This is a genomic window from Mesobacillus campisalis, from assembly GCF_000986785.1.
Classification (GTDB): Bacteria; Bacillota; Bacilli; order Bacillales; family Cytobacillaceae; genus Mesobacillus_B; species Mesobacillus_B campisalis.
This window is the reverse complement of the sequence record NZ_LAYY01000003.1, coordinates 209,562-232,582: the sequence shown is the minus strand read 5'-3', so window position 1 is coordinate 232,582 and position 23,021 is coordinate 209,562. Positions and strand designations below refer to the sequence as shown.

The 23,021-nt window shown below is 49.5% G+C and carries 23 protein-coding genes; 22 read left to right on the top strand and 1 reads right to left on the bottom strand.

What is annotated here, in order from left to right:
• Positions 1-125: 125 nt before the first annotated feature.
• The 16 genes from WQ57_RS04350 to WQ57_RS04270 all read left to right on the top strand — a co-directional run bounded on the left by WQ57_RS04350 (position 126) and on the right by WQ57_RS04270 (position 16,575).
• Positions 126-1,568, top strand: coding sequence for a S41 family peptidase (locus WQ57_RS04350; RefSeq protein WP_046522490.1), 1,443 nt, complete (start codon positions 126-128; stop codon positions 1,566-1,568).
• A gap of 189 nt (positions 1,569-1,757) precedes the next feature.
• A complete protein-coding gene (locus WQ57_RS04345; protein WP_046522527.1) occupies positions 1,758-2,891 on the top strand; it encodes a PDZ domain-containing protein in 1,134 nt (377 codons plus the stop codon).
• A gap of 277 nt (positions 2,892-3,168) precedes the next feature.
• Positions 3,169-3,513 (top strand): ArsR/SmtB family transcription factor, encoded by a 345-nt coding sequence (locus WQ57_RS04340; protein WP_046522526.1) that lies wholly within the window; start codon positions 3,169-3,171, stop codon positions 3,511-3,513.
• Positions 3,514-3,531: 18 nt separating this feature from the next.
• Positions 3,532-4,830, top strand: coding sequence for an arsenical efflux pump membrane protein ArsB (locus tag WQ57_RS04335; RefSeq protein WP_046522489.1), 1,299 nt, complete (start codon positions 3,532-3,534; stop codon positions 4,828-4,830).
• A gap of 28 nt (positions 4,831-4,858) precedes the next feature.
• Complete coding sequence (gene arsC / locus WQ57_RS04330) at positions 4,859-5,278, top strand: arsenate reductase (thioredoxin) (protein ID WP_046522488.1); 420 nt, start codon at positions 4,859-4,861, stop codon at positions 5,276-5,278.
• A gap of 200 nt (positions 5,279-5,478) precedes the next feature.
• Complete coding sequence (locus WQ57_RS04320) at positions 5,479-6,171, top strand: TVP38/TMEM64 family protein (RefSeq protein WP_052948637.1); 693 nt, start codon at positions 5,479-5,481, stop codon at positions 6,169-6,171.
• A gap of 9 nt (positions 6,172-6,180) precedes the next feature.
• Entirely contained in the window at positions 6,181-6,906 is a 726-nt protein-coding gene (locus WQ57_RS04315; protein ID WP_046522486.1) for a GTP pyrophosphokinase, read from the top strand.
• A 29-nt stretch (positions 6,907-6,935) separates the two neighbouring features.
• Positions 6,936-7,130 carry a hypothetical protein gene (locus WQ57_RS04310; protein ID WP_046522485.1) on the top strand — a complete coding sequence of 65 codons (195 nt, stop codon included), beginning with the start codon at positions 6,936-6,938 and terminating at the stop codon, positions 7,128-7,130.
• Between the two features lie 45 nt (positions 7,131-7,175).
• Positions 7,176-7,985, top strand: a complete 810-nt coding sequence (locus WQ57_RS04305) for a uroporphyrinogen-III synthase (protein WP_046522484.1) — start codon at positions 7,176-7,178, stop codon at positions 7,983-7,985.
• 111 nt (positions 7,986-8,096) lie between these two features.
• Positions 8,097-8,669 (top strand): YitT family protein, encoded by a 573-nt coding sequence (locus WQ57_RS04300; RefSeq protein ID WP_156183047.1) that lies wholly within the window; start codon positions 8,097-8,099, stop codon positions 8,667-8,669.
• 123 nt (positions 8,670-8,792) lie between these two features.
• Entirely contained in the window at positions 8,793-9,026 is a 234-nt protein-coding gene (locus WQ57_RS04295) for a CsbA family protein (protein WP_046522483.1), read from the top strand.
• Positions 9,027-9,253: 227 nt separating this feature from the next.
• Positions 9,254-11,230, top strand: coding sequence for an excinuclease ABC subunit UvrB (uvrB, locus tag WQ57_RS04290; protein ID WP_046522482.1), 1,977 nt, complete (start codon positions 9,254-9,256; stop codon positions 11,228-11,230).
• A gap of 13 nt (positions 11,231-11,243) precedes the next feature.
• Positions 11,244-14,117 (top strand): excinuclease ABC subunit UvrA, encoded by a 2,874-nt coding sequence (gene uvrA / locus WQ57_RS04285; protein WP_420912371.1) that lies wholly within the window; start codon positions 11,244-11,246, stop codon positions 14,115-14,117.
• Between the two features lie 191 nt (positions 14,118-14,308).
• A complete protein-coding gene (locus tag WQ57_RS04280; protein ID WP_046522480.1) occupies positions 14,309-15,427 on the top strand; it encodes a DUF4097 family beta strand repeat-containing protein in 1,119 nt (372 codons plus the stop codon).
• Positions 15,424-15,774 (top strand): phage holin family protein, encoded by a 351-nt coding sequence (locus WQ57_RS04275; protein WP_046522479.1) that lies wholly within the window; start codon positions 15,424-15,426, stop codon positions 15,772-15,774. Before WQ57_RS04280 ends, WQ57_RS04275 begins: the two co-directional genes overlap by 4 nt.
• A gap of 174 nt (positions 15,775-15,948) precedes the next feature.
• Positions 15,949-16,575, top strand: a complete 627-nt coding sequence (locus WQ57_RS04270) for a metal-dependent hydrolase (RefSeq protein ID WP_046522478.1) — start codon at positions 15,949-15,951, stop codon at positions 16,573-16,575.
• Between the two features lie 66 nt (positions 16,576-16,641).
• Here the strand turns inward: WQ57_RS04270 and WQ57_RS04265 are convergent, their stop codons facing one another.
• On the bottom strand, positions 16,642-17,460 hold the full coding sequence (locus WQ57_RS04265) for an N-acetylmuramoyl-L-alanine amidase (protein WP_241481476.1): 819 nt from the start codon (positions 17,458-17,460) through the stop codon (positions 16,642-16,644).
• Positions 17,461-17,728: 268 nt separating this feature from the next.
• On the opposite strand from WQ57_RS04265, the gene hprK reads away from it, so the two are divergent.
• The 6 genes from hprK (at position 17,729) to WQ57_RS04235 (ending at position 22,961) form a co-directional block, all read left to right on the top strand.
• Positions 17,729-18,664 (top strand): HPr(Ser) kinase/phosphatase, encoded by a 936-nt coding sequence (gene hprK, locus WQ57_RS04260; protein WP_046522476.1) that lies wholly within the window; start codon positions 17,729-17,731, stop codon positions 18,662-18,664.
• 88 nt (positions 18,665-18,752) lie between these two features.
• Positions 18,753-19,568 (top strand): prolipoprotein diacylglyceryl transferase, encoded by an 816-nt coding sequence (lgt, locus tag WQ57_RS04255; protein WP_046522475.1) that lies wholly within the window; start codon positions 18,753-18,755, stop codon positions 19,566-19,568.
• 57 nt (positions 19,569-19,625) lie between these two features.
• Positions 19,626-20,570 (top strand): nucleoside recognition domain-containing protein, encoded by a 945-nt coding sequence (locus WQ57_RS04250; RefSeq protein ID WP_046522474.1) that lies wholly within the window; start codon positions 19,626-19,628, stop codon positions 20,568-20,570.
• The gene (ppaX, locus tag WQ57_RS04245) at positions 20,560-21,204 is read left to right on the top strand and encodes a pyrophosphatase PpaX (protein WP_046522473.1); all 645 of its coding nucleotides are present in this window, start codon (positions 20,560-20,562) and stop codon (positions 21,202-21,204) included. Before WQ57_RS04250 ends, ppaX begins: the two co-directional genes overlap by 11 nt.
• A 2-nt stretch (positions 21,205-21,206) precedes the next feature.
• Complete coding sequence (locus tag WQ57_RS04240) at positions 21,207-21,737, top strand: acyltransferase (RefSeq protein WP_046522472.1); 531 nt, start codon at positions 21,207-21,209, stop codon at positions 21,735-21,737.
• 168 nt (positions 21,738-21,905) lie between these two features.
• Entirely contained in the window at positions 21,906-22,961 is a 1,056-nt protein-coding gene (locus WQ57_RS04235) for a mechanosensitive ion channel family protein (protein ID WP_046522523.1), read from the top strand.
• Positions 22,962-23,021 lie beyond the last annotated feature (60 nt).

Genomic DNA, 23,021 nt, shown 5'->3' with positions numbered 1-23,021 from the left:
GTCTATTAAAGGTGTTCCTTGCTGCCGCCTCACTGAAATAAACCTTCATAACCTGTCCGCCCGTGTCATATAATGGAAGACAAGTCCAAGTAAAAAGACAGGGAAGAGTGGCGAGGAGGACAAAAATGAAGCGTAGATGGATAGTACTGCTGATGGCGGTATCCATGCTGCTGGGAGCAGCCGGAGCATTTGCGGGGATGCAGTGGGCCAGTGCGAATGGGGGCAGCGGCCCGGAAGCGGGTTTTGATACTGGCCGCCAGGGAGTACAGTCCGCTGAAGGACTGGAAAAGGTAGGCCAAGCCTACAGCCTTATCCTCAGCAGTTATGTAGAGGAAGTAAAGAAGGAAGAACTCGTGGAAGGGGCCATCCAGGGCATGCTCAATAAACTTGGCGATCCTTATTCTGTTTATATGGATGCCGAAACGGCCAGGCAGTTCAACGAAACCCTGGAATCTTCCTTTGAAGGAATTGGCGCTGAAGTGAGCATGGTTGGGAATAAAGTCATTATTGTCGCGCCGTTTAAGGAGTCGCCTGCCGAAAAGGCTGGCCTTAAACCGAATGACCAGATCCTGAAAGTAGATGGTGAAAGTGTTGAAGGGCTTGATCTATACGAAGCAACCTTAAGGATCAAGGGAGAAAAAGGAACGGCGGTCGAGCTTGAAATCATGCGTTCCGGTTTGAAAGAACCAATCAAAGTGAAAATCATCCGTGATGAAATTCCGCAAATTACGGTATACAGCGATATGAAGAATCTGAATGGGGAGAAGATTGGATACCTCGAAATCACCTCGTTTTCGCAGGAAACCGCCAAGGAATTTAAAAATGAGCTTGGCTCGCTTGAAAAGCAAGGGATGTCAGGCTTGATTATCGATGTCCGTGGAAATCCGGGAGGGCTGCTTGACAGTGTTGAGGAAATTTTAAAAGAGCTGGTCACCGAGAAAAAGCCGCTCTATCAAATTGAACAGCGGAGCGGCGAGAAAACCCGTTATTTCTCGACCCTAAAGAAGGCAAAAGAATATCCAATCGCGGTGCTGACCGACAAAGGCAGTGCATCGGCATCGGAAATCCTTGCAGGCGCCTTAAAGGAGGCGGGAGGGTACCCTGTGGTCGGCGAGAAAACCTTTGGCAAGGGGACCGTCCAGCAGCCGGTGCCGATGGGCGATGGCAGCAACATCAAATTGACTCTGTTCAAATGGCTGACCCCGGACGGAAACTGGATCCATAAAACCGGAATCGAGCCGACATTGCCTGTCCAGCAGCCGAAGCTTTTCGATACCCATCCGATTCAAGCGGAGGAGCCGCTCAAGCGCGACATGAACAGCGAGCAGGTAAAGAACGCCCAGGAAATCCTTGAAGGAATCGGGTACGCACCGGGCCGCACTGACGGCTATTTCAATGACCAGACAGAGATGGCAGTAAAGGCCTTCCAGCGTAAAAATGGAATGAAGGTAACAGGCATCATTGATGCGAAAACGGCAGCCGCCCTCGAAGAAACAGCGCGGCAGGAAATGAAACGTGAAGAAAATGACGCCCAGCTGCAGCATGCCCTGAAGCTGCTGGCAAAATAAACCTTTGGAACAGCCGGATAGGCTGTTTCTTTTGCTTATAGTAATTTCCAAAACTAGTAATATGTTTTAACACGGAGTTTTGTTAAAATAGGATATAACTGACATTCTATACATAAAGGCTGGTGACAATGGGTGATAGAGATACTGTTGGAACTTCTTAAGGGTACAGGAAAGCTATTCCTTCACCCTATGTTCTATTATTTATTTTTTTTAGCCGCCTATTTAGGCATATCGCGGGTAAAGCGGGAACGGAAGAATTTCCATGTCCGCGCTCAGGATGCATTTTTTGAAATCCGGCAGCTGGTGCCAGCCGGACTGCTGATCGGCCTGGTGCTGTCTGTCGTTACGCTAGGGGCAGGCCTGGTAATTCCAATCGCAGCTGTTGGGTTGATTGGGGTATTTACCTTGCTGTTGGGCATTACAATGAAGGTTCGTTTTCTTTCACCTGCCTATACCGTAGGTTCAGCGTTTTTCGTCCTAATTTTTATAGCAGGGCAAGACTGGAACCTGCCGCTCACAGGTGATTATGTGGCAAGCCTTGAGCACAAAATATATCCATCGGTCGCGATCCTGATGGGGCTGCTCCTGATCGCAGAAGGTATTTTAATCAGGAAAAACGGCAGCAAAGGCACATCGCCTAAGCTGGTGAAATCAAAACGGGGACAGACGGTTGGAGTTCATGAAGCAAACCGTCTGTGGATGCTTCCGGTCTTCCTGCTCGTTCCAGGGGATGCCATTCAGCACATATGGAGCTGGTGGCCGGTCTTTGGGATTGGAGACAATCTATACTCGATCCTGCTGGTGCCATTTGCTGCAGGATTCCGCCAGGAGATTCGGGGAATGCTCCCAAAGGAAGCGGTCCAGCTTCATGGCGGGCGTGTAACTGCGCTGGGCGTGCTCGCTCTTAGTGTGGCCATCGCCAGCTATTGGTACCCGCTTGCTGCGATTGCAGCTGTTGCCGCCGCGGTCCTTGGCCGCGAAATCATTGTCCTCGCATTAAGGCTGCATGATGACAATCTGCCAGTCTACTTTTCCAAACAAAATCAGGGCGTGATGATTCTTGGCGTCATTCCTGAATCCCCGGCTGCGAAAATGGGCCTTCAGGTAGGGGAATTGGTGACCAAGGTAAACGGGACATCCATCAATGATGAAAACAGCTTTTACGAAGCCATCCAGCGGAATGCTGCCCACTGCAAGCTCGAAGTACTGGATACAAACGGACAGGTACGGTTTGTGCAGCGTGCCTTGTATGAAGGTGACCACCATCAGCTCGGCATCCTTTTTGTCCAGGATGAAAAAAAGTGGGACAGCGCAGCTGTTTAATGTGATGTATATTGAAGTAATGCGATCCAACTTGCTTTCATGTTTCAAAGGTATTGAGAAACCAGGGATTTATTGGGGAAACCTGATAAATCCCTGGTTTTTTCGCGTTTCGGCATAGCAGCCAATCTATTGACATATAAGCATATAATTATATAATGGAATTCGTTGATAAAATTAAGGAAAGAACTATGCAATAAATGACAGTGAATTTGCGGGCGAAGAACTTCATGCAAAGAAAACGAAAATGCATATTCATTTCGAAAGGCAGGGGCTTTTTATGGATACATTAAAAATTGAAATGGATAAAGCCGCTTTAATTCTTAAGCTCTTGGGAGATAAAACACGTCTCACAATGGTTAAGATCCTGGAGAACCATGATTGCTGTGTCTGTGAATTCGTGGAAATCTTCAAGATGAGCCAGCCGGCGATCAGCCAGCATGTCCGGAAATTAAGGGACGCCGGCCTCGTGGGGGAGGAACGGAAAGGACAATGGGTGTTCTACTCCCTTAAAAAAGAGAGCGACTATTATCCAATGGTCCAGGACATCCTTCAGCATCTTCCAAACCAGGATTACAAGCTAAAAGAATTAGAGGAACAAGGATTAAGGATTTCTTGTTGTTAAGTACAGGGGGAATAGAGAATGACACAGGTTTTATTGGCTTCGGCCATCTTTTTACTGACCCTGGTGCTGGTTATCTGGCAGCCTAAGGGGTTATCCATTGGCTGGTCCGCATGCGGCGGTGCCATATTGGCCTTGCTGGTCGGGGTCGTAAATTTTCAGGATGTGATGGATGTAACCTCCATTGTGTGGAATGCGACACTCGCTTTTGTTGCTATCATCATCATCTCTTTGATTTTAGATGAAATTGGCTTCTTTGAATGGTCCGCCCTCCATATGGCAAGAGCCGCCAAAGGAAACGGCGTCAGGATGTTTATCTACGTTTCCATTCTGGGGGCAATCGTTGCGGCATTTTTTGCAAACGACGGAGCGGCGCTGATTCTGACGCCTATCGTGCTCGCCATGGTTCGCAACTTGAACTTCAATGAGAAAATGGTTTTCCCGTTCATCATGGCCAGCGGTTTTATTGCGGACACCACCTCGCTTCCGCTAGTGGTAAGCAACCTGGTGAACATTGTATCGGCGGACTTCTTCGGAATCGGATTTGTCGAGTACGCCTCGAGGATGATTGTCCCGAACTTCTTTTCATTGGCAGCCAGCATTCTGGTGCTGTATCTGTTCTTCCGTAAGAGCATACCGAAGAACTATGACATGACCCAGCTGAAAAAGCCGAAAGAAGCGATTCGTGACCACAAGATGTTCCGGTTATCCTGGGTCGTCCTTGGAGTTCTCCTGGTGGGGTACTTTTCCAGTGAATTCATCGGGATCCCGGTATCCTTCATCGCTGGGATTGTCGCGATCTTCTTCCTGATGATGGCGAGAAAAAGTCCGGCGGTCCACATTTCCACGGTCATTAAAGGGGCACCATGGGCGATCGTGTTCTTCTCCATCGGCATGTATGTCGTGGTATATGGACTTAGGAATGCAGGATTGACCAATGTTTTATCCGACGTCATCCAGGTGGCAGCGGACCAGGGACTTTTTGCCGCCACGATTGGAATGGGCTTTATTGCCGCCATCCTTTCCTCGGTGATGAACAACATGCCGACCGTCATGATTGACGCCCTTGCGATAGCCGATACGAATACAAGCGGCGTGATTAGGGAAGCCCTGATTTATGCCAATGTAATCGGGTCCGACCTAGGCCCTAAAATTACTCCAATCGGATCGCTCGCCACCCTGCTCTGGCTTCATGTGCTGAGTTTGAAAGGCGTGAAGATTTCATGGGGGACGTATTTTAAAACAGGGATTGTCCTGACGATTCCGACCCTCTTTATCACATTGGTGGGTCTCTATGCCTGGTTGTTAATCATCTCATAAAATCTTTCTAAAAAAGGAGAAATGCATCATGTCTAAAAAAACACTTTATTTTCTTTGCACAGGAAACTCTTGCCGCAGCCAAATGGCCGAAGGGTGGGCAAAACACCATCTTGGTGACGAATGGGAGATCAAAAGTGCCGGGCTTGAAGCCCATGGGTTAAACCCTAATGCCGTAAAGGCGATGAAGGAAGCGGGTATTGATATTTCAAATCAGACTTCTGATGTGATAGACCCGGATATCCTGAACAATGCCGATTTGGTTGTCACTCTTTGCGGACATGCTGCTGACCATTGCCCGGTCACTCCTCCACATGTGAAACGCGAGCACTGGGGATTTGACGACCCCGCCAAGGCAGAAGGAACCGAGGAAGAAAAATGGGCGTTCTTCCAGCGAGTGCGCGATGAAATCGGGGACCGCATCAAGACATTTGGGGAAACTGGAAAGTAAAAGAAACACAAATGGTCAAGGAGCACTTCCTTGGCTGCTTCCCATAAAACCAAGAACGGTTCCTGATAAGGGAACCGTTCTTGGTTTTATGGGTCTTTGGTATGGGAATACCCTCCAGGACGGAACTTTGCAGCTTCCCGTGCGTACTATAACAGAAGCAAAAATGTCTATTATTAAGGGAAACAGGTTGGTGAAGAAAAATGGATAGGCCAAAATTAACGAAGAAATTCAATAGGAAAATCCTGTTTATGCTGCTGATTTTGGCCTTGGGCAGTCTTTTGTATGCTTTTACGAAGGATGTGTTCTCTCTGTTCCTGTCTGGCGATCTTGAAGGCATCCGTTCTTCCCTTAAAGGAAATGAAGGCTACACGTATTTGTTCATGCTCCTCATCATGGTCATCCAAAATGCGTTTACGGTCATCCCGCTGCTGCTCGTGATTACGGTCAATATCACCCTCTTCGGCTTTGTGGATGGTTTTATCTGGAGCTGGCTGACCAGCATCTTCGCGTCTATTGTCATTTATCTCAGTGTCAAATACCTTTTCCAGAATTGGCTTAACGAGAAGTTCAACTCCGACCTTGTTGCCAGGCTGGAGCGCGAGGGGTTTGCCTATGTTTTTCAGGCAAGGATTTTTCCTTTTGTCCCTACCAGCCTGGTGAACATTCTTGCGGGGCTGAGTTCGGTCCGCTTCAACCACTTTTTGTTTGCCACGATATTTGGAAACTTCCTCTACTTTTTCGTCTTGGCGCTTATCCCGGCAGGATTATTATCTGCTGAATTCGACGAGTATGTGCTGGGAATCCTCGTTCTCCTGTTCTTCGCATTATTCTTTGGTTTTAAGAAAGTATATAATAGGAAGAGAAGGCGGCAAGGCAATTTTTACAGGGAATGAGGTCAACCCATGATTGGTGATTTTACTTTAAATGAACTAAGAACGCTAAAAGCCGAATTAACCCGGTTCATGATGGCGTATAAATTCGCACTGGATGAAATGAACACAAAGATAAATATTTTGAAAGAAGAGTTTCAGTATATTCACGATTACAATCCGATTGAACATGTTAAATACCGGGTGAAAACACCGGAAAGCATCCTTGACAAGGTATATCGGAAAAACCTTGAGCTGTCCTTGCCATCCATCAAGGAAAACATCAAGGATATTGCCGGCATCCGGATCACCTGCTCGTTTATAACCGATATTTATAAAATTTGTGATATGCTGAAAGGGCAAAAGGATATCACGGTGATCGAAAGCAAGGACTACATAAAAAAGCCCAAGCCAAATGGCTACCGAAGCCTTCATTTGATTATTGAAATCCCGATTTTTATGTCGGATCGTGAAGAACGGATTCCTGTTGAGATCCAGATACGCACGATTGCGATGGATTTCTGGGCCAGCCTGGAACATAAAATATTTTACAAATACAATAAGGAGGTGCCGGACCATTTGCTGAAGGAACTGAAAGAGGCCGCAACCTCCGCAGCCGAACTGGATGTAAAAATGGAAAAGCTGAACAATGAAATGGGAGTTTACAAGGAAAAAGGAAGGCTTGAGGATGAATTGGTCCTCGGCCAGCAGAGCGCTCTGCCATATAAGCTTTTAGGGTCGCTTACTAATAGAGACTAGATTATTAAAGATGAAGGGGGAAGCTGGAAATGAGTTTTTCAATCCTGCTTGTTATCCTCATCCTTGCCGTATCAGCTGTACTGACTTTTTTGCTGGTAGGGAAAGGCGATGAAGGATACCAGGAGGCGGCAAGGCGCAATACGATGAATTTGACGATGATTTACGCAGTGGTCATCATTTTGTCGCTGGTTGCAGTGGCGGCCTACGTCTGGTGGTTTGTCTAGGCCCTGATGACTTGGAATATACGGTAGATCAGGAGGGAGAAGCTGTTGGAAAGATTAGCGGGGAAAAGAATTGCCCTTGCAGGCTCACGCAAGACAGAGGAAATCAGCAAGATCATCGCCAACCTTGGCGGGATTCCAGTGCTCCGTCCCGCTCAGGGGACTGTCTTCCTTGATGATTCTTCACTGGAAGAAGATATTCGGGAGCTGGTGGAGGGCAAGTACGATTGGTTCATTTTTACAACGGGCATTGGAACAGAAACCTTACATAAACACGCTGGAAACCTCGGTCTGCAGGAAGGCTTTGCGGCTGCGCTCCGGCAGGCGAAGGTTGCTGCGAGGGGCTACAAGACCGTCCAGGCGCTGAAGAATCTTGGACTTGTTCCGGTTGTAAGGGACGATGATGGCAGCATGGCAGGATTGCTGCGGTCCATGAAGGCCCACTCTTTTCGGGATGCAAAGGTGGCTCTGCAGCTGCATGGGGACCCGGCTCCCCAGCTGATTCAGTTTCTTGAGGGGGAAGGAGCGGAATCCAAGGAAATCCTTCCTTATCATCATATCCCTCCAGAGACGGAAGTGCTGGAGCAGCTTCTTCAGGACATCATCAACGGCGATGTCGATGCTGTTAATTTTACAAGCACTCCGCAAGTCCGTTTCCTGTTTGCCCATGGAAAGGAAAAAGGCCTCCTGGACAAGCTGATTGAGGCTTTTGCCGGCAAGGTCGTCGCCGTCGCGGTTGGCAAGGTGACCGCCGCCGCGCTGCGGGATGCAGGCGTGGAAAGAGTGGTTGTTCCCGGGCAGGAACGGATGGGAAGCGCCATTGTGGCCCTCGAGCAATTTTACAAGGAAAACCAATAAAAGCTCAATTGGGGTCAGGCACCCTGCAGTACTGTACAGTACTGCAGGGTGCCTGACCCCTTTTTACGCATATTTTCGGGACAGGGACCATAAATATGGTGTAGACAGGAAGTGGGGTGGGCGATTATCAGGTTGGCTGCTGTGTTGATTGGAAGTTTTCTAGTGGGGGCTGGAATCAATGGTTTTTTGGTTCCCCATCGTCTGCTGGACGGAGGGGCAGTGGGGATTGCCCTTATTCTTCATTACTATTTCCACTTCCAGACAGGTTTGTGGGTTGTTCTTCTTAGCCTTCCGCTTGCCGTATACGCCTACTTCAAGGAAAGGAATTATTTTTTCAGCAGCATCCAGGGATTGATTGCCACCTCCTTTTTTATTGATTGGCTGGCACCGCTCCAGGATCAATTCCAGCTCCCCATCTGGTGGAGTTCGATTCTGGGGGGATTTATCATTGGAAGCGGGATTGGTTTAATGCTCCGCTATGAGACAAGCACGGGGGGCACTGATTTGCTGGCGTATATTCTTTCAAAGGCTTCTTCCCTGAACCTGGGTACGCTGATTTTTCTCGTGGACGGCCTAATCGTATTGGTGGGTTACCAGGCGCTGGGAGCCCAAAGCTTCCTTTTTTCCTCAATTGCCATTCTGACCGCCGGAGTCACTGCCTCGGTCTGCTATGAAAAAATATAAACACAACTCTGCAGCCAGGAATTCCTGCTTGTCTGAAAAAAGGAAAACCGCTATGCTAAAAGGGAGCGAAGACATCCAGGTGTTTCTTTTTGCCAATCAGGATGTCCGGAGAGGTGTAATTAGTTGGTCATGAAATATATCGTAGCGCTTTTGCTTCCGGGAGCGATGGTTGTTTTTTTTACAAGGGTCGCTTATAACCACTACCTTGGACTGATCTTGACGGTGGCCTTGATTGCCGCTTCTGTTTATAAAGGCTATACGGATACTACGCTGCTGATTGTGGTGGATGCCCTTTCCCTCACCGCCGGCTTCTACTTCGCAAACAGAATGGTGCAGCGAAACCGCAAAAAGGCATGACCGTGCTGGAATTCCAGCACGGTTCTTTTTATTTTGGCCAGGCGGTATGAAAGCAGGGAATTCCTCCGTACATAAAAACATGTCGAAAAAACTAGAACGCTTGTTTGCTTCCTGTTGGTTTGTTTTGGCAGCTTTGTGGTAGAATGGAGATATGGAATTTTCACCTCCGTCATCATCGCAGCATGCTGACTGATATAAATTGAACTTTTACAGGGGGCTTTTTGGTTATGGACCAGTTTGAATTAGTCTCAAAATATTCCCCTCAGGGAGACCAGCCCGAAGCGATCAGGCAGCTGGTCCAGGGGTTAAAGGAAAACAAGCGGCACCAGACGCTGCTTGGGGCAACGGGAACCGGAAAAACCTTCACCGTTTCCAACGTAATCAAAGAAATAAACAAGCCGACATTGGTGATTGCCCATAATAAAACACTGGCAGGGCAGCTCTACAGCGAGTTCAAGGAATTTTTCCCGAACAATGCTGTAGAGTATTTTGTCAGTTATTACGATTACTACCAGCCGGAAGCATACGTGCCGCAAACGGACACTTTCATTGAGAAGGATGCCAGCATCAATGATGAAATCGATAAGCTTCGACACTCGGCGACATCTTCCTTGTTTGAGCGCAAGGACGTCATCATCATCGCCAGTGTCAGCTGCATCTACGGCCTCGGTTCGCCAGAGGAATACCGGGACATGGTCGTATCATTAAGGACAGGCATGGAGATCGAGCGGAACAAGCTTCTGCACCGCCTTGTCGATGTCCAGTACGAACGGAATGATATCGACTTTAAGCGAGGTACCTTCAGGGTACGGGGCGATGTAGTCGAGATCTTCCCGGTCTCGCGGGATGAGCATTGCATGCGAATTGAGTTTTTCGGCGATGAAATTGACCGGATCCGCGAGGTGGATGCCCTTACCGGTGAAATCATCGGTGAGCGCGACCATGTGGCGATCTTCCCGGCATCCCACTTCGTGACGCGGGAAGAGAAGATGAGAGTGGCGATTGAAAACATCGAAAAAGAGCTGGAAGAACGGCTTGATGAGCTTCGGGCCAATGATAAGCTGCTTGAAGCGCAGCGCCTTGAACAGCGGACACGCTATGACCTTGAAATGATGAGGGAGATGGGCTTTTGCTCGGGAATCGAGAACTATTCCCGCCATCTGACACTCCGGCCGCCGGGCTCCACACCTTATACGTTGCTTGACTATTTCCCGGAAGATTTTCTGCTCGTGATTGACGAGTCGCATGTTACGCTTCCGCAAATCAGGGGAATGTATAATGGTGACCAGGCACGGAAAAACGTCCTTGTCGAGCATGGCTTCCGCCTGCCTTCAGCGATGGACAACAGGCCGCTGACATTCGATGAATTTGAAAAGCACATCAGTTCGGCCATTTACGTTTCGGCAACGCCTGGCCCTTATGAGATTGAACATACGCCGAAGATGATTGAACAAATCATCCGTCCAACCGGCCTGCTTGACCCTACGATTGATGTCCGGCCGATTGAGGGTCAGATTGATGACCTCATTGGCGAAATTCAGGAGCGGATCAAGCGAAACGAACGTGTACTGGTGACCACACTGACGAAGAAAATGTCAGAGGACCTGACCGACTATTTAAAAGAGATTGGCATTAAGGTCCAGTATTTGCATTCGGAAGTCAAAACGCTGGAACGGATTGAAATCATCCGTGAATTGCGGCTTGGCAAATATGATGTGCTTGTCGGCATCAACCTCCTGAGGGAAGGCCTTGATATTCCCGAGGTTTCCCTTGTTACGATTTTGGATGCCGACAAAGAGGGCTTTCTCCGTTCCGAACGCTCGCTGATCCAGACGATCGGCCGGGCGGCGCGGAATGCGAACGGCCATGTCATCATGTACGCCGACCGGATGACGAATTCAATGGAGATGGCGATTGCCGAAACCAAGCGCCGCCGTGCCATTCAGAAAGAGCATAACGAGAAGCACGGGATCACACCGCAAACCATCCAGAAGGAAATCCGCGATGTCATTCGTGCAACCATGGCTGCCGAAGAGCAGGAGGCCTACTCTCCGGCGGAAGGTTTGAAAAAGCTGACGAAGAAGGAACGCGAAGAAGTGATCGCCAATATGGAAAAAGAAATGAAGGACGCAGCCAAAGCCCTCAATTTCGAACGTGCCGCCGAGCTGCGTGATTTAATTTTAGAGTTAAAAGCGGAAGGATGACAGAATTATAACCATGGATAAATTAATTATTAGTGGGGCAAGAGCCCATAATTTAAAAAATATCGATGTCACCATTCCGAGAGACAAGCTTGTTGTGCTGACGGGGCTTTCCGGTTCGGGGAAGTCCTCGTTGGCTTTTGATACCATCTATGCCGAGGGGCAGCGCCGCTATGTGGAGTCGCTATCCGCCTATGCCCGCCAGTTTCTTGGGCAGATGGACAAACCCGATGTGGATTCAATCGAGGGACTGTCTCCGGCCATCTCGATCGATCAGAAAACCACAAGCCGGAATCCTCGCTCCACCGTGGGTACTGTTACGGAAATCTATGATTATCTGCGGCTTTTGTTTGCGAGAGTCGGAAGGCCAGTCTGTCCGGTTCATAAAATTGAAATCTCCTCACAGACGATCGAGCAGATGGTCGACCGGATCATGGAGTTCCCCGAGCGGACAAAAATGCAAATCCTGGCGCCAATTGTCTCCGGCAGAAAAGGGATGCATGTCAAGCCGCTGGAAGATATCAAAAAGCAGGGGTTTGTCCGTGTACGCATAGATGGGGAAATGCGTGACCTCGAGGAAGACATTGAACTGGAAAAAAACAAGAAGCACAGCATAGAGGTAGTTGTCGACCGGATTGTTGTCAAGGAAGGGGCTGCCGCCCGTGTGGCCGATTCCCTTGAAACAGCCTTGAGGCTTGGCGAAGGGAAAGTCATCGTCGATGTGATAGACGGAGAAGAGCTGATGTTCAGCGAAAACCACGCCTGTCCGGTGTGCGGTTTTTCCATCGGTGAGCTTGAGCCGCGAATGTTTTCGTTCAACAGCCCGTTTGGCGCCTGTCCCGATTGCGACGGCCTGGGCGTCAAGCTGGAAGTTGATGCGGACCTTGTTATTCCCAACAAGGACCTGAGCCTGAAGAAAAATGCGATTGCACCTTGGGAGCCTGTCAGCTCCCAATATTATCCGCAGCTTCTTGAGGCGGTATGCAGCCATTACGGAATCGACATGGATGTGCCGGTGAAGGACCTGCCAAAGGACCAGCTTGATAAAATCCTTTATGGATCCGCCAGTGACCGGATCTATTTCAGGTACCAGAATGATTTTGGCCAGATCAGGGAGAACTACATCCAGTTTGAGGGAGTTCTTCGCAATGTGGAACGGCGCTATAAAGAAACAGGCTCCGACTATATCCGTGAACAAATGGAAAAATACATGGGCGAGCATCACTGTCCTACATGCAAAGGATACCGCCTCAAGCGGGAGACCCTGTCAGTATTGGTGTCGGACCGCCATATTGGCCAGGTAACCGAGCTTTCGGTCGAAGAGGCCTATCACTTTTTCGATACCCTGAAGCTTTCGGAAAAAGAGATGAAGATTGCCAACCTTATTTTCAGGGAGATTAAGGAGCGGCTTGGCTTTTTGGTCAACGTCGGCCTTGATTACCTGACGCTTAGCCGCGCGGCAGGGACTTTGTCGGGTGGTGAGGCCCAGCGGATCAGGCTCGCCACCCAGATCGGCTCCAGGCTGACAGGGGTCCTTTACATTCTCGACGAACCTTCCATCGGCCTGCATCAGCGTGACAATGACAGGCTGATCGAAACGCTGAAGAACATGCGCGATATCGGCAACACTCTCATCGTTGTCGAACATGATGAAGATACAATGCTAGCTGCGGATTATCTGATTGACATTGGCCCTGGGGCAGGGGTCCACGGCGGGGAAATCATTTCTGCCGGAAGACCGGAAGAGGTCATGGACGACCCAGCTTCGCTGACAGGCCAGTATCTTTCCGGCAAAAAGTTCATTCCGCTTCCAATTGAACGGAGGAAACCGGACGGACGCTTCATTGAAATCAAGGGTGCGAAGGAGAATAACCTGAAAGGCACCAATGCCAAGTTTCCGCTCGGAACGTTCATTGCGGTAACAGGCGTTTCCGGATCAGGAAAAAGTACGCTGATCAATGAGATTCTCCATAAGTCGCTGGCCATGAAGCTTCACCGGGCCAAGAGCAGGCCGGGCGAACATAAGGAAATTAAAGGAGCCGAGCATCTCGACAAGATCATCGATATCGACCAGTCGCCAATCGGGCGCACGCCAAGGTCTAATCCGGCCACCTATACAGGGGTGTTCGATGATATCCGCGATGTGTTCGCTGCTACCAATGAAGCGAAAGTGCGCGGCTATAAAAAGGGCCGTTTCAGCTTCAATGTGAAAGGCGGACGCTGTGAAGCCTGCCGCGGCGACGGAATCATCAAAATCGAAATGCATTTCCTTCCAGATGTCTACGTACCTTGCGAAGTTTGCCATGGGAAACGCTATAACCGCGAGACACTTGAAGTGAAATACAAAGGCAAGAACATATCTGATGTTTTGGATATGACAGTTGAGGATGCCCTCGAATATTTCAGCAATATCCCGAAAATCAGGAGGAAGCTTCAGACGATCGCGGATGTCGGCCTCGGCTATATCACCCTCGGCCAGCCGGCAACAACCCTGTCCGGCGGGGAAGCGCAGCGGGTCAAGCTTGCTTCCGAGCTGCACCGCCGATCCACGGGAAAAACGCTCTATATCCTTGATGAACCGACAACCGGCTTGCATGTCGATGATATTGCCCGTCTGCTGGTGGTGCTTCAGCGGCTTGTCGAAAATGGCGACACTGTGCTGGTGATTGAGCACAACCTCGATGTCATCAAGGCCGCGGACCATATAGTCGACCTTGGCCCTGAAGGCGGGGACAAAGGCGGCACGATTGTTGCGGCGGGCACCCCTGAACAGGTTGCCGAGGTTCCGGAATCGTATACAGGCAAATACCTGAAGCCTATCCTCGAACGAGATCGGCTTCGCATGCAGCAGCTGGTCAGCGAAAGGGAAGAAAGCTACAGCAGCTCCTAAAAACATGAGCGCTGCCGAAATTGGATTCGGCAGCGCTTTTTGTATGCAGGACCTTTCCCTGAAAATATAATTAAGTGAAACTCTCACTTTGTTTAATCCGTATAAAAAGGTGAGGGGTTTTGCAGGAAAAAAAGCACCTGGTTTTAAGATATAGATTAGGGAATACAATGAAAATGCGAGGAGGTATTGTTATGAAGGAAGAGCGCAAGAGGATTTTGGCCATGGTCGAAGAAGGAAAGCTGAGTGTGGATGAGGCCTTGCTCCTGATTGAAGAGCTTGATAAGAAAGAGAAAAACATGGAAGAAAAGAAAGAGGCTTTGCTGACAGAGCTGTCGACTACCGTGAAAGATGAAGGGGCCAAGGCGCAGGGGTCTTTTAAGGAGGACTCGTCGGGCCATAAGCTGCATTCCGCAATGGATAAGGTTGTGGATTTTGTGGATTCGGCTTTTAAGAAAATCAAGGATTTCGACCTTGATTTCAACTTTGGCCAATCGGTGGATATCACCCATATTTTCCAGCAGGGCGGTGCTTACTTGAACCAGCTTGATATCGATGTGGCCAATGGCTCGGTGAAAATTGTTCCGTGGGAAGAATCGGAGGTCCGGATTGAGTGCTCAGCCAAAGTCTACCGGGTTGAGAGCCAGGATGAGGCACGCCGGAAATTGCTTGAAGACGCCATCTTTGCAATCGAAGGACAAAAACTGCGGTTTTCCGTCCAGCAGAAATGGATGAAAGTGGAGGCCACCGTTCATATTCCTCGCTCCGATTATGAAACCGCAAGGATACGGCTTTTCAATGGACCGATTTCAGCGGAGAACCTGACGGTGAAGGATTTCAAAGCCAAGACGGCCAATGGCAAGGTGAGCTTTGCCAATCTGATCTGCAAAAAGCTTGAAACGGAGACGGCTAACGGCCCGATTACCGTGGCAGAAAGCCATATCTACGAGCTGGAGGCGGAAACGATCAACGGAGCCCTCAGGGTAGACGGTTCCCTGCGCCATGCCGAGCTGCAGTCCTTCAATGGAAGTATCACCTGCAAGGCAACAAATGAGGATTGCGAGCTGCTGGAGGCCAAGACGGCGACTGGCAGCATTGACCTATATGTTCCGGCAGGCATCGCCGCCAGCGGGGAGCTGAAGTCAAATCTGGGAAGCTTTAAACTCGGCCTTGATGGGCTTGATATTATTGAGGAGAAAAGCGAAATGGTGCAAAAATCGCTCCGTTTTAAGCCGAAAGGTGAAAGCTACAGCCCTCTCAGGGTATATGCTGACAGCAAAACCGGTGCCATCGCGCTTCGTCCAGCCAAATGAGGTGGCTGATCGGGATCGTCATCAATGCCGTCCTTTTCATGGCCATTGCCGGCTATTTTAAGGAGGCGGTGTACGTGGCCGGTTTTGGAGCAGCGTTGGGGGCGAGTTTCCTGCTCTCCATTTTAAATATCCTTGTCCGTCCCATCCTTGTCATCCTGACATTGCCAATCACCCTGCTGACATTGGGATTGTTTTTGTTTGTCATCAATGGCGTAACAATCATGCTGACTGACAGCCTGATGGGGTCATCTTTTGAAGTCTCGGGCTTCGGAATGGCATTGCTGACATCGCTGATCATGTCTGTTGCCAATATGATCATCCAGAAAACGCTCCTAAACAAAGAATAAAAGAAAAAACGGTGCCAGGCTTTCCTGCATTAACGCGGCGGGGGTCAGGCACCGTTTTGTGTGTTAATGTGATAAAGTGCCCTTATTTTCTGGCAAGCTGGTTCTGAAGTCTCACCACAGCTGGCCTGTTTCTCTGTATAATGGGAAGGATGACTTTTTCACGGGGTGGACAGCATGAATGGAACAGGACATATGTTAATTGGAGCAGGGATTGGCTTTGTGGCAGCCAACTCCTACCAGGCGGATCCTGCGGGCACAGCTTTGCTTGTGGCAGTGGGGACGGTGTCAGGGCTGATGCCTGACATTGATATTGATGGAAAGCTATCAAACAGGATTACTTTCTCTCATAAAACGATTAAATACACTGCACAGCTGATTGCCTTTTTAATGATGCTCTACAGCTTTTTTGAAGGGACAGGCAATGAAAGATGGCTGGGGATTGCAGTTGGGGCCGGAGTTTTCTTCCTCTCGGGGTTGATTACCCAGAGGCGGATGCTCACGGTCACGGGTGCAGGCGTATTGGCCGGGGGGCTTGCCCTGCAGGAATCGTGGCTGGTGCTCTTAGGGGTCTTTATCATCATCGCCTCGTTTGTACCGCACCGGAGCTACACACATTCACTAATCGGGGCTGTCTTTTTCGGTGTGATTGCCTACCAGTTTGAGCAGAGCATCGGCTTTGCCGGGGTGTTCGAGGCCGCTGTGGCGGGCTATGCCTCCCACCTGCTTGCTGACATGAAAATCCTTCCGTTTAACAGAAGGGGAATCAAATTGTTTTTGCCGTTTTCCTCCAAAGAACTTTAGGCAAAACGAAATCATTGCATTTCTATACCAAAAGAAAAACTGGACCTTATTAGTCCAGTTTTTTATCTATTCGCGATACACATACGTACTGTAGCCGTCCTGGCGGAGCTGGGCGGCAAGGGCATCGGCCCGCTGTTTTTCACTGAATGCACCTGCCTGGACCCTGAACAATCCATCAGCAGAACTTGCATTCACAAAGGCTTCATAGCCATCCTGGCGCAATTGATTGGCAAGCTGGTCCGCGTTTTTCCTCTCCCCGAAAGCTCCGGTCTGCACTTTATACAAGCCTCCAGGTGCCGGTGGAGATGGAGATGAAGAAGGAGCCGGGGCGGTTCCATCTGTTTTCACAAGGCTGAACTGGTCGGCAAGAGCCTTCACTATTGCTTCGGCAACGGTTCTTCTATACGTATCCGTACTTATTAGCCGGGCTTCGTTCCGGTTGGTCATAAAGCCGCATTCTGCCAAAACAGCATCCATCCTTGTCTCCCGGAGGACGTGGAAATCAGCGGTTTTCACCCCGCGGTCGGCTAGTCCAGTAGCAGCGGTAAGGTTCCTTTGTATTTTCCGTGCCAACTGGTACGCGATTGAAGGCCTTGAGGGATGCACGAACGTCTCGATGCCGCCCACATTGTTCCATCCGCCGCTGCCAAAGGCGTTCGCGTGAATCGATACGTAAACATCCACATTCAGGGAATTTGCCCTGCTGGTTCTCTCCTGCAAGGGGACATCCCGCTCGTCGGAATGAGCGAAATGGACGGTCACATTTCGGTAGTTTCCTAGCAGGTTCCTGGCATGGCTGGCGACCGCCCGGTTAAATTCGTATTCCCTCAAGCCGTCCGGACTGCGCTTGCCAGGTGTATTGTAGCCATGCCCCGCATCAAGCATGATTTGCAATATTAAACCCCTCCTTCCAGATTAATTGCCCTGCACTCTTATTATATGAATCCTGGCGCAAAGAGGACGTAGCTGACACTTGTTTTTCAGGAAAAGGGCTTCCCTGGCTCGAAACGGTCATGAAAAATGCCCCAATTTCTTCATTCTCTTAAAAAGAATCTCCACCTTTTGGAGCTGCCCTCATTTTGTTCTGCAAAAAATAGTGCTAAAATATAAAGTATTGATTTTTTTATTTGATAAATAGAAGGAGGGTTCCTCTTTGCCAAAAGTTCGTACGATAGACCTAATCAACAAGTTTGACCTGGAACTCATCAGTGGAGAAGAAGGAGTAAACCGCCCGATTACGACAAGCGACATCTCCCGGCCTGCACTTGAAATGGCCGGATATTTTGAATACTACCCGGCAGAACGTGTACAGCTGCTAGGGAAAACAGAGTTGTCTTTCATGGAGAGATTAAGTGATAAAGACCGGAAAGAGCGTCTGGAAAAGCTGTGCACCGATCTGACTCCCTGCATCATCGTGACGAGGGATATGGAAGTGCCGCCCGAGCTGATTGAAGCCGCCGAGCGCGAATCGGTCCCTCTCATCAAATCGGCTAGAAAGACAACAAGGCTTTCAAGTCATCTTACCAATTATCTTGAGAGCAAACTGGCACCGACGACGGCCGTCCACGGGGTGCTGGTTGATATTTATGGCGTCGGCGTCCTCATCACAGGAAAAAGCGGCGTTGGTAAAAGTGAAACCGCATTGGAGCTTGTCAAACGCGGTCATCGCCTAGTTGCCGATGATTGCGTGGAAATCCGCCAGGAGGACCAGGATACACTTGTTGGCACATCCCCTGAATTGATTGAACATCTCCTGGAAATTCGCGGCCTGGGAATCATCAATGTGATGACTTTGTTCGGAGCCGGTGCCGTCCGTACCCATAAAAGAATCTCGCTGATCATTGACCTCGAGATTTGGGACCAGAAAAAGCAGTATGACCGTCTGGGCCTTGAAGAAGAGAAAATGAAAATCATCGACACGGATGTGACCAGGCTGACGGTACCGGTACGTCCCGGACGAAATCTTGCTGTCATCATCGAAGTGGCGGCCATGAATTTCCGCCTGAAGCGCATGGGTGTCAATGCAGCAGAGCAGTTCTCCAACAGGCTCGCAGACGTCATTGAGGACGGAGACCACGAAGACCGATAATGGACAGCCATGCGAATCGGCCTCTGCCGATTCAGGCGGTATTTGAACCATAAGCAGGAAAAATAGATAGAGATTAAAGGAGAAGGATATGGAAGAGAATTTTCAGCCAATCGACCCGGTGGCCTTTTCGCTTGGGCCGCTTCAGGTTCACTGGTACGGCATTATTATCGGATTGGGAATTGCGCTGGCGCTGTGGCTCGCAATGCGGGAAGCGGACAGGCGCGGTCTTGATAAGGATCTTTTCCCGGATCTAATGCTTTGGGCCATCCCGATTTCCATTTTATGCGCGCGGATTTATTATGTCATTTTCCAATGGGACTACTATTCGCAAAATCCAGGAGAAATCTTAAGCATCTGGAATGGCGGGATTGCGATTCACGGCGCGCTGATTGGGGCCGTGGCTACTGCCTACGTATTTGCCAAAAAGAAAAATGTGTCGTTCTGGAAGCTGGCGGACATCGCGGCTCCAAGCATCATCCTCGGGCAGGCCATCGGCCGCTGGGGAAATTTTATCAACCAGGAGGCGCATGGCGGCGAAGTCAGCCGTGCTTTTCTCGAAAACCTGATGCTGCCTGAGTTCATCATCAATCAGATGTATATCAATGGCGCCTACTATCATCCAACCTTCCTGTATGAATCGATATGGAACCTTGCGGGTTTTGCCCTGCTACTGCTGCTTCGCAAAGTCAATCTTGGAAGGGGGGAACTGTTCCTCAGCTATGTGATCTGGTATTCAATCGGCCGCTTCTTCGTTGAAGGCCTGCGCACCGACAGCCTGATGCTGACCGAGTCGCTCAGAATGGCCCAAACCATTTCCATTGTGTTAATCGTTGTTGCTATTGCGCTTTGGGGTTATCGCAGAGTTAAAGGCTACTCAAGCATCAGGTATTTGGAAAAAGGATAAACACACACGAGAGAAAAAAATACATGCATAGCATGTATAAAGGGAGGGAAGCTTTCAATGGTTACAACGATTAAAAAAGGATTGCGGGTCGGTCTCCAGACAACCTGGACACTGGGAAAAGTCATTTTTCCAATCACCCTGCTCGTTACAATCCTGCAGTATACACCAGTCCTGCCATGGATCATCCAGGCTGTCACGCCATTGATGGCACTCCTGGGCTTGTCGGGGGATGCAGCCATTCCGCTCGTACTTGGAAATTTCCTGAATTTATATGCAGGGATTGGCGCGATCCTCACGCTTGAACTGACGGTAAAAGAAGTCTTCATCATTGCGGTTATGCTGTCTTTCTCGCATAACCTGCTGATTGAAACAGGGGTGGCCCTGAAGGTAGGGGTCAAGCTGTGGGTGGTGCTGGTTGTCCGCCTCGGTTTGGCTTTCCTGTCTGCCGTAGTCATCAACCTGGTGTGGAACGGCGGTTCGGAAATCGCCCAGTATGGAATGATATCCAACCAGCAGGAGAAGGTTTCCGGGTGGCCGGCGATTATTTTTGAAGGCGTCGAGAAGGCTGGGCTGGGTGTATTGCAGCTCGCCTTGATTGTAATTCCGCTTATGGTAGCCATCCAGATCATGAAGGATCTGAAATGGCTTGATGTCTTTTCCAGGTGGATTTCTCCTGCCATCCGCGCCTTGGGCATGAAGGAGAACGCTTCGCTGACAGTAGCCGCCGGGCTCTTGATCGGGCTGGCGATGGGAGCGGGCGTCATGATCCAGGCGGTACAGGAAGATGGTGTTTCTAAGAAAGATGCCACCATTGCTTTTATCTTCCTGGTCGCCTGCCACGCCGTTATTGAAGATACTCTTATTTTTATTCCGCTTGGCATCCCGGTTCTGCCGCTGCTGCTGATCCGTGTGGCAACAGCCGTCCTGCTGACGATAACAGTAGCCTACATCTGGAACCGGGTTGAAGTGATGAAAGGAAAGGAAGCCGTATATGAGCAATAGAATTGATACTGTATTATTTGATTTGGATGGAACCCTTATTGATACCAATGAACTGATCATCTCCTCCTTCCTCCATACTCTGGAGAATTATTACCCGGGCCGTTACCAGCGGAGCGATATGCTCCCGTTCATGGGGCCCACCCTGCAGGAGACGTTTGAAGCCATCAACCCCAAGGGCTACCGGGAAATGATGGACATGTACCGCACATTCAATAAAGCCAACCATGACCTGTTGGTCACCGAGTTTGAAGGAGTAACCGAGACGGTGGCAGCGTTAAAGGAAGAGGGCTTCAAACTTGGAATCGTGACAACCAAGCTATCCGATGTTGTGATGATGGGATTGAATTTAACCGGGCTGAACCGCTATTTCGAAGTCATCGTGGCCCTTGATCATGTGCAAAAACCGAAGCCGGACCCTGAGCCTGTCCAAAAGGCGCTGCAGGCTTTGGCTTCCCGGCCGGAAACGGCCATCATGGTCGGCGATAACCACCATGACATCCTTGCCGGCAAGAATGCCGGAACGCTGACGGCCGGAGTGGCCTGGTCCCTGAAGGGAAGGGAGCATCTGGCTGCCTATCAGCCTGATTATATTCTGGAAAAAATGCCAGACCTTTTGCCAGTGCTTGGAGTGTAAGCATGAGGAAGACAGAGCGGTACCAGGTGGAAGGAGCCAACTCGCTGTGGCATGTGTATAAAACCGTCCCATTCTGGAAGGTGGTCAAAAACTTCGTTGTCATCCAGGCCGCACGCTATACGCCCTTTTTAAGCGTGAAGAACTGGCTGTACCGCACTTTTTTGCGGATGAAGGTAGGAGACCAGACATCCTTTGCGCTGATGGTGATGCTTGACGTGATGTTTCCCGAGAAGATATCCGTCGGCCGCAATACCGTCATTGGCTATAATACGACCATCCTCGCCCATGAATATCTTATCAGGGAGTACCGTCTTGGCGATGTAGTCATCGGCGATGAAGTGATGATCGGCGCCAATTCGACGATCCTGCCGGGAGTCACGATTGGGAACGGAGCCTTCGTCTCAGCCGGCACGCTCGTCCACAAAGACGTGCCGCCTGGTGCCTTTGTCGGCGGCAACCCGATGCGGGTCATATATACGAAAGAAGAATTGGCCCAGCGCTGGGCCGATGACCCTATTTATGGAAACAAATGAACCCTGCTCAGGCAGGGTTTTATTTTTTTACTTTTAAAAATTCAATATGCACAGGTATTGGAAAAGTTTACAGATGAAGACGTCAATCAGCTAAATGGTGCAGATTTTCCACGTTTAGTCTCTACCCTTTACAGGAATAGTTCTGTATCTATGGAACCGGGTGATATTATGCTGGATTTTATTGTGGAAAACTTTACTGCATCCGATATTATTCAATTTATTCTTTACATGTGTTTCATTCTGGCCGGAAAATGGCTGCTTCGGCTTGGGGCGACCTATTTGGCCCGAAGCAGGCCAGGGTTTCAGGAGAAATACTTGCCATCGTTTCTATCAATGCTGAACTGGGTCACGTTTTATGGAATCGTCTTCCTGTTTCTTTTTTATTTTTCAAACTCGGAGTGGCTGTTTTATCCATTATACTCCCAGGGGGGCGTCGATGTGACGCTGTTCCTGATCATTCTGGCGTTTATGATTGTGTCCCTGGCGCATCGGGCTGTCAAGCTGTTCATTAAATACGTCCTGTCTTCCGTATACGAGTATTATCAAATTGAGAGAGGGCTCAGCTACACCTTGAGCCGGGTTCTCTATTATACAGTCATGGTCGCTGCTTTGGCATTCAGTTTTACTAGTGTCGGAATTGACCTGACAGCACTGGGCGCCTTTTTGGGCGTACTTGGCATCGGGATAGGATTTGGGCTCCGAAACGTTGCCGGGAACTTCATTTCCGGCCTCATCATGCTGTTTGAACGGCCTGTTGAAGTTGGGGAAGTCATCCAAATCAATGATAAAATCGGCAGGATTGAAAGGGTCAGGATGAGGTCCACCGTAGTGCGGACGGCAAAGGAAGGAACCTTGATCGTCCCGAACCAGTATTTTATTGAACAAATCATCAAAAACCGCACAGGTGCAGTCATGATGGCACAGGTGACTGTCAGTGTAGTATTTGGCACGGACAGCAAAAGGGTGGAACAGCTGCTGGGGGAGGCAGTGGAGAATAGTAAGGAAGATGAAGAGGGAATCCTAAAAGCTACCCATGCCGAAATACGCTTTATTGACCTGCGCAACAGGGCGATGGAATTCCAGGTCGAGCTGCCTGTCGCCAGTTTTGAAATCAAGGAAAGAGTGGAAAGCAAGCTTCGCCATGCGATTGTCGAGTGCTTTACAAAAAACGGCATCGAACTTGCACCGGCAGAACTGGACCTTTCTCTATTAAATAAACGCTAGAAGCTTGCATGGTGATCTGCAAGCTTTTTTTTTGAGTGAGTATCCCTTTGCAAGCTGTGT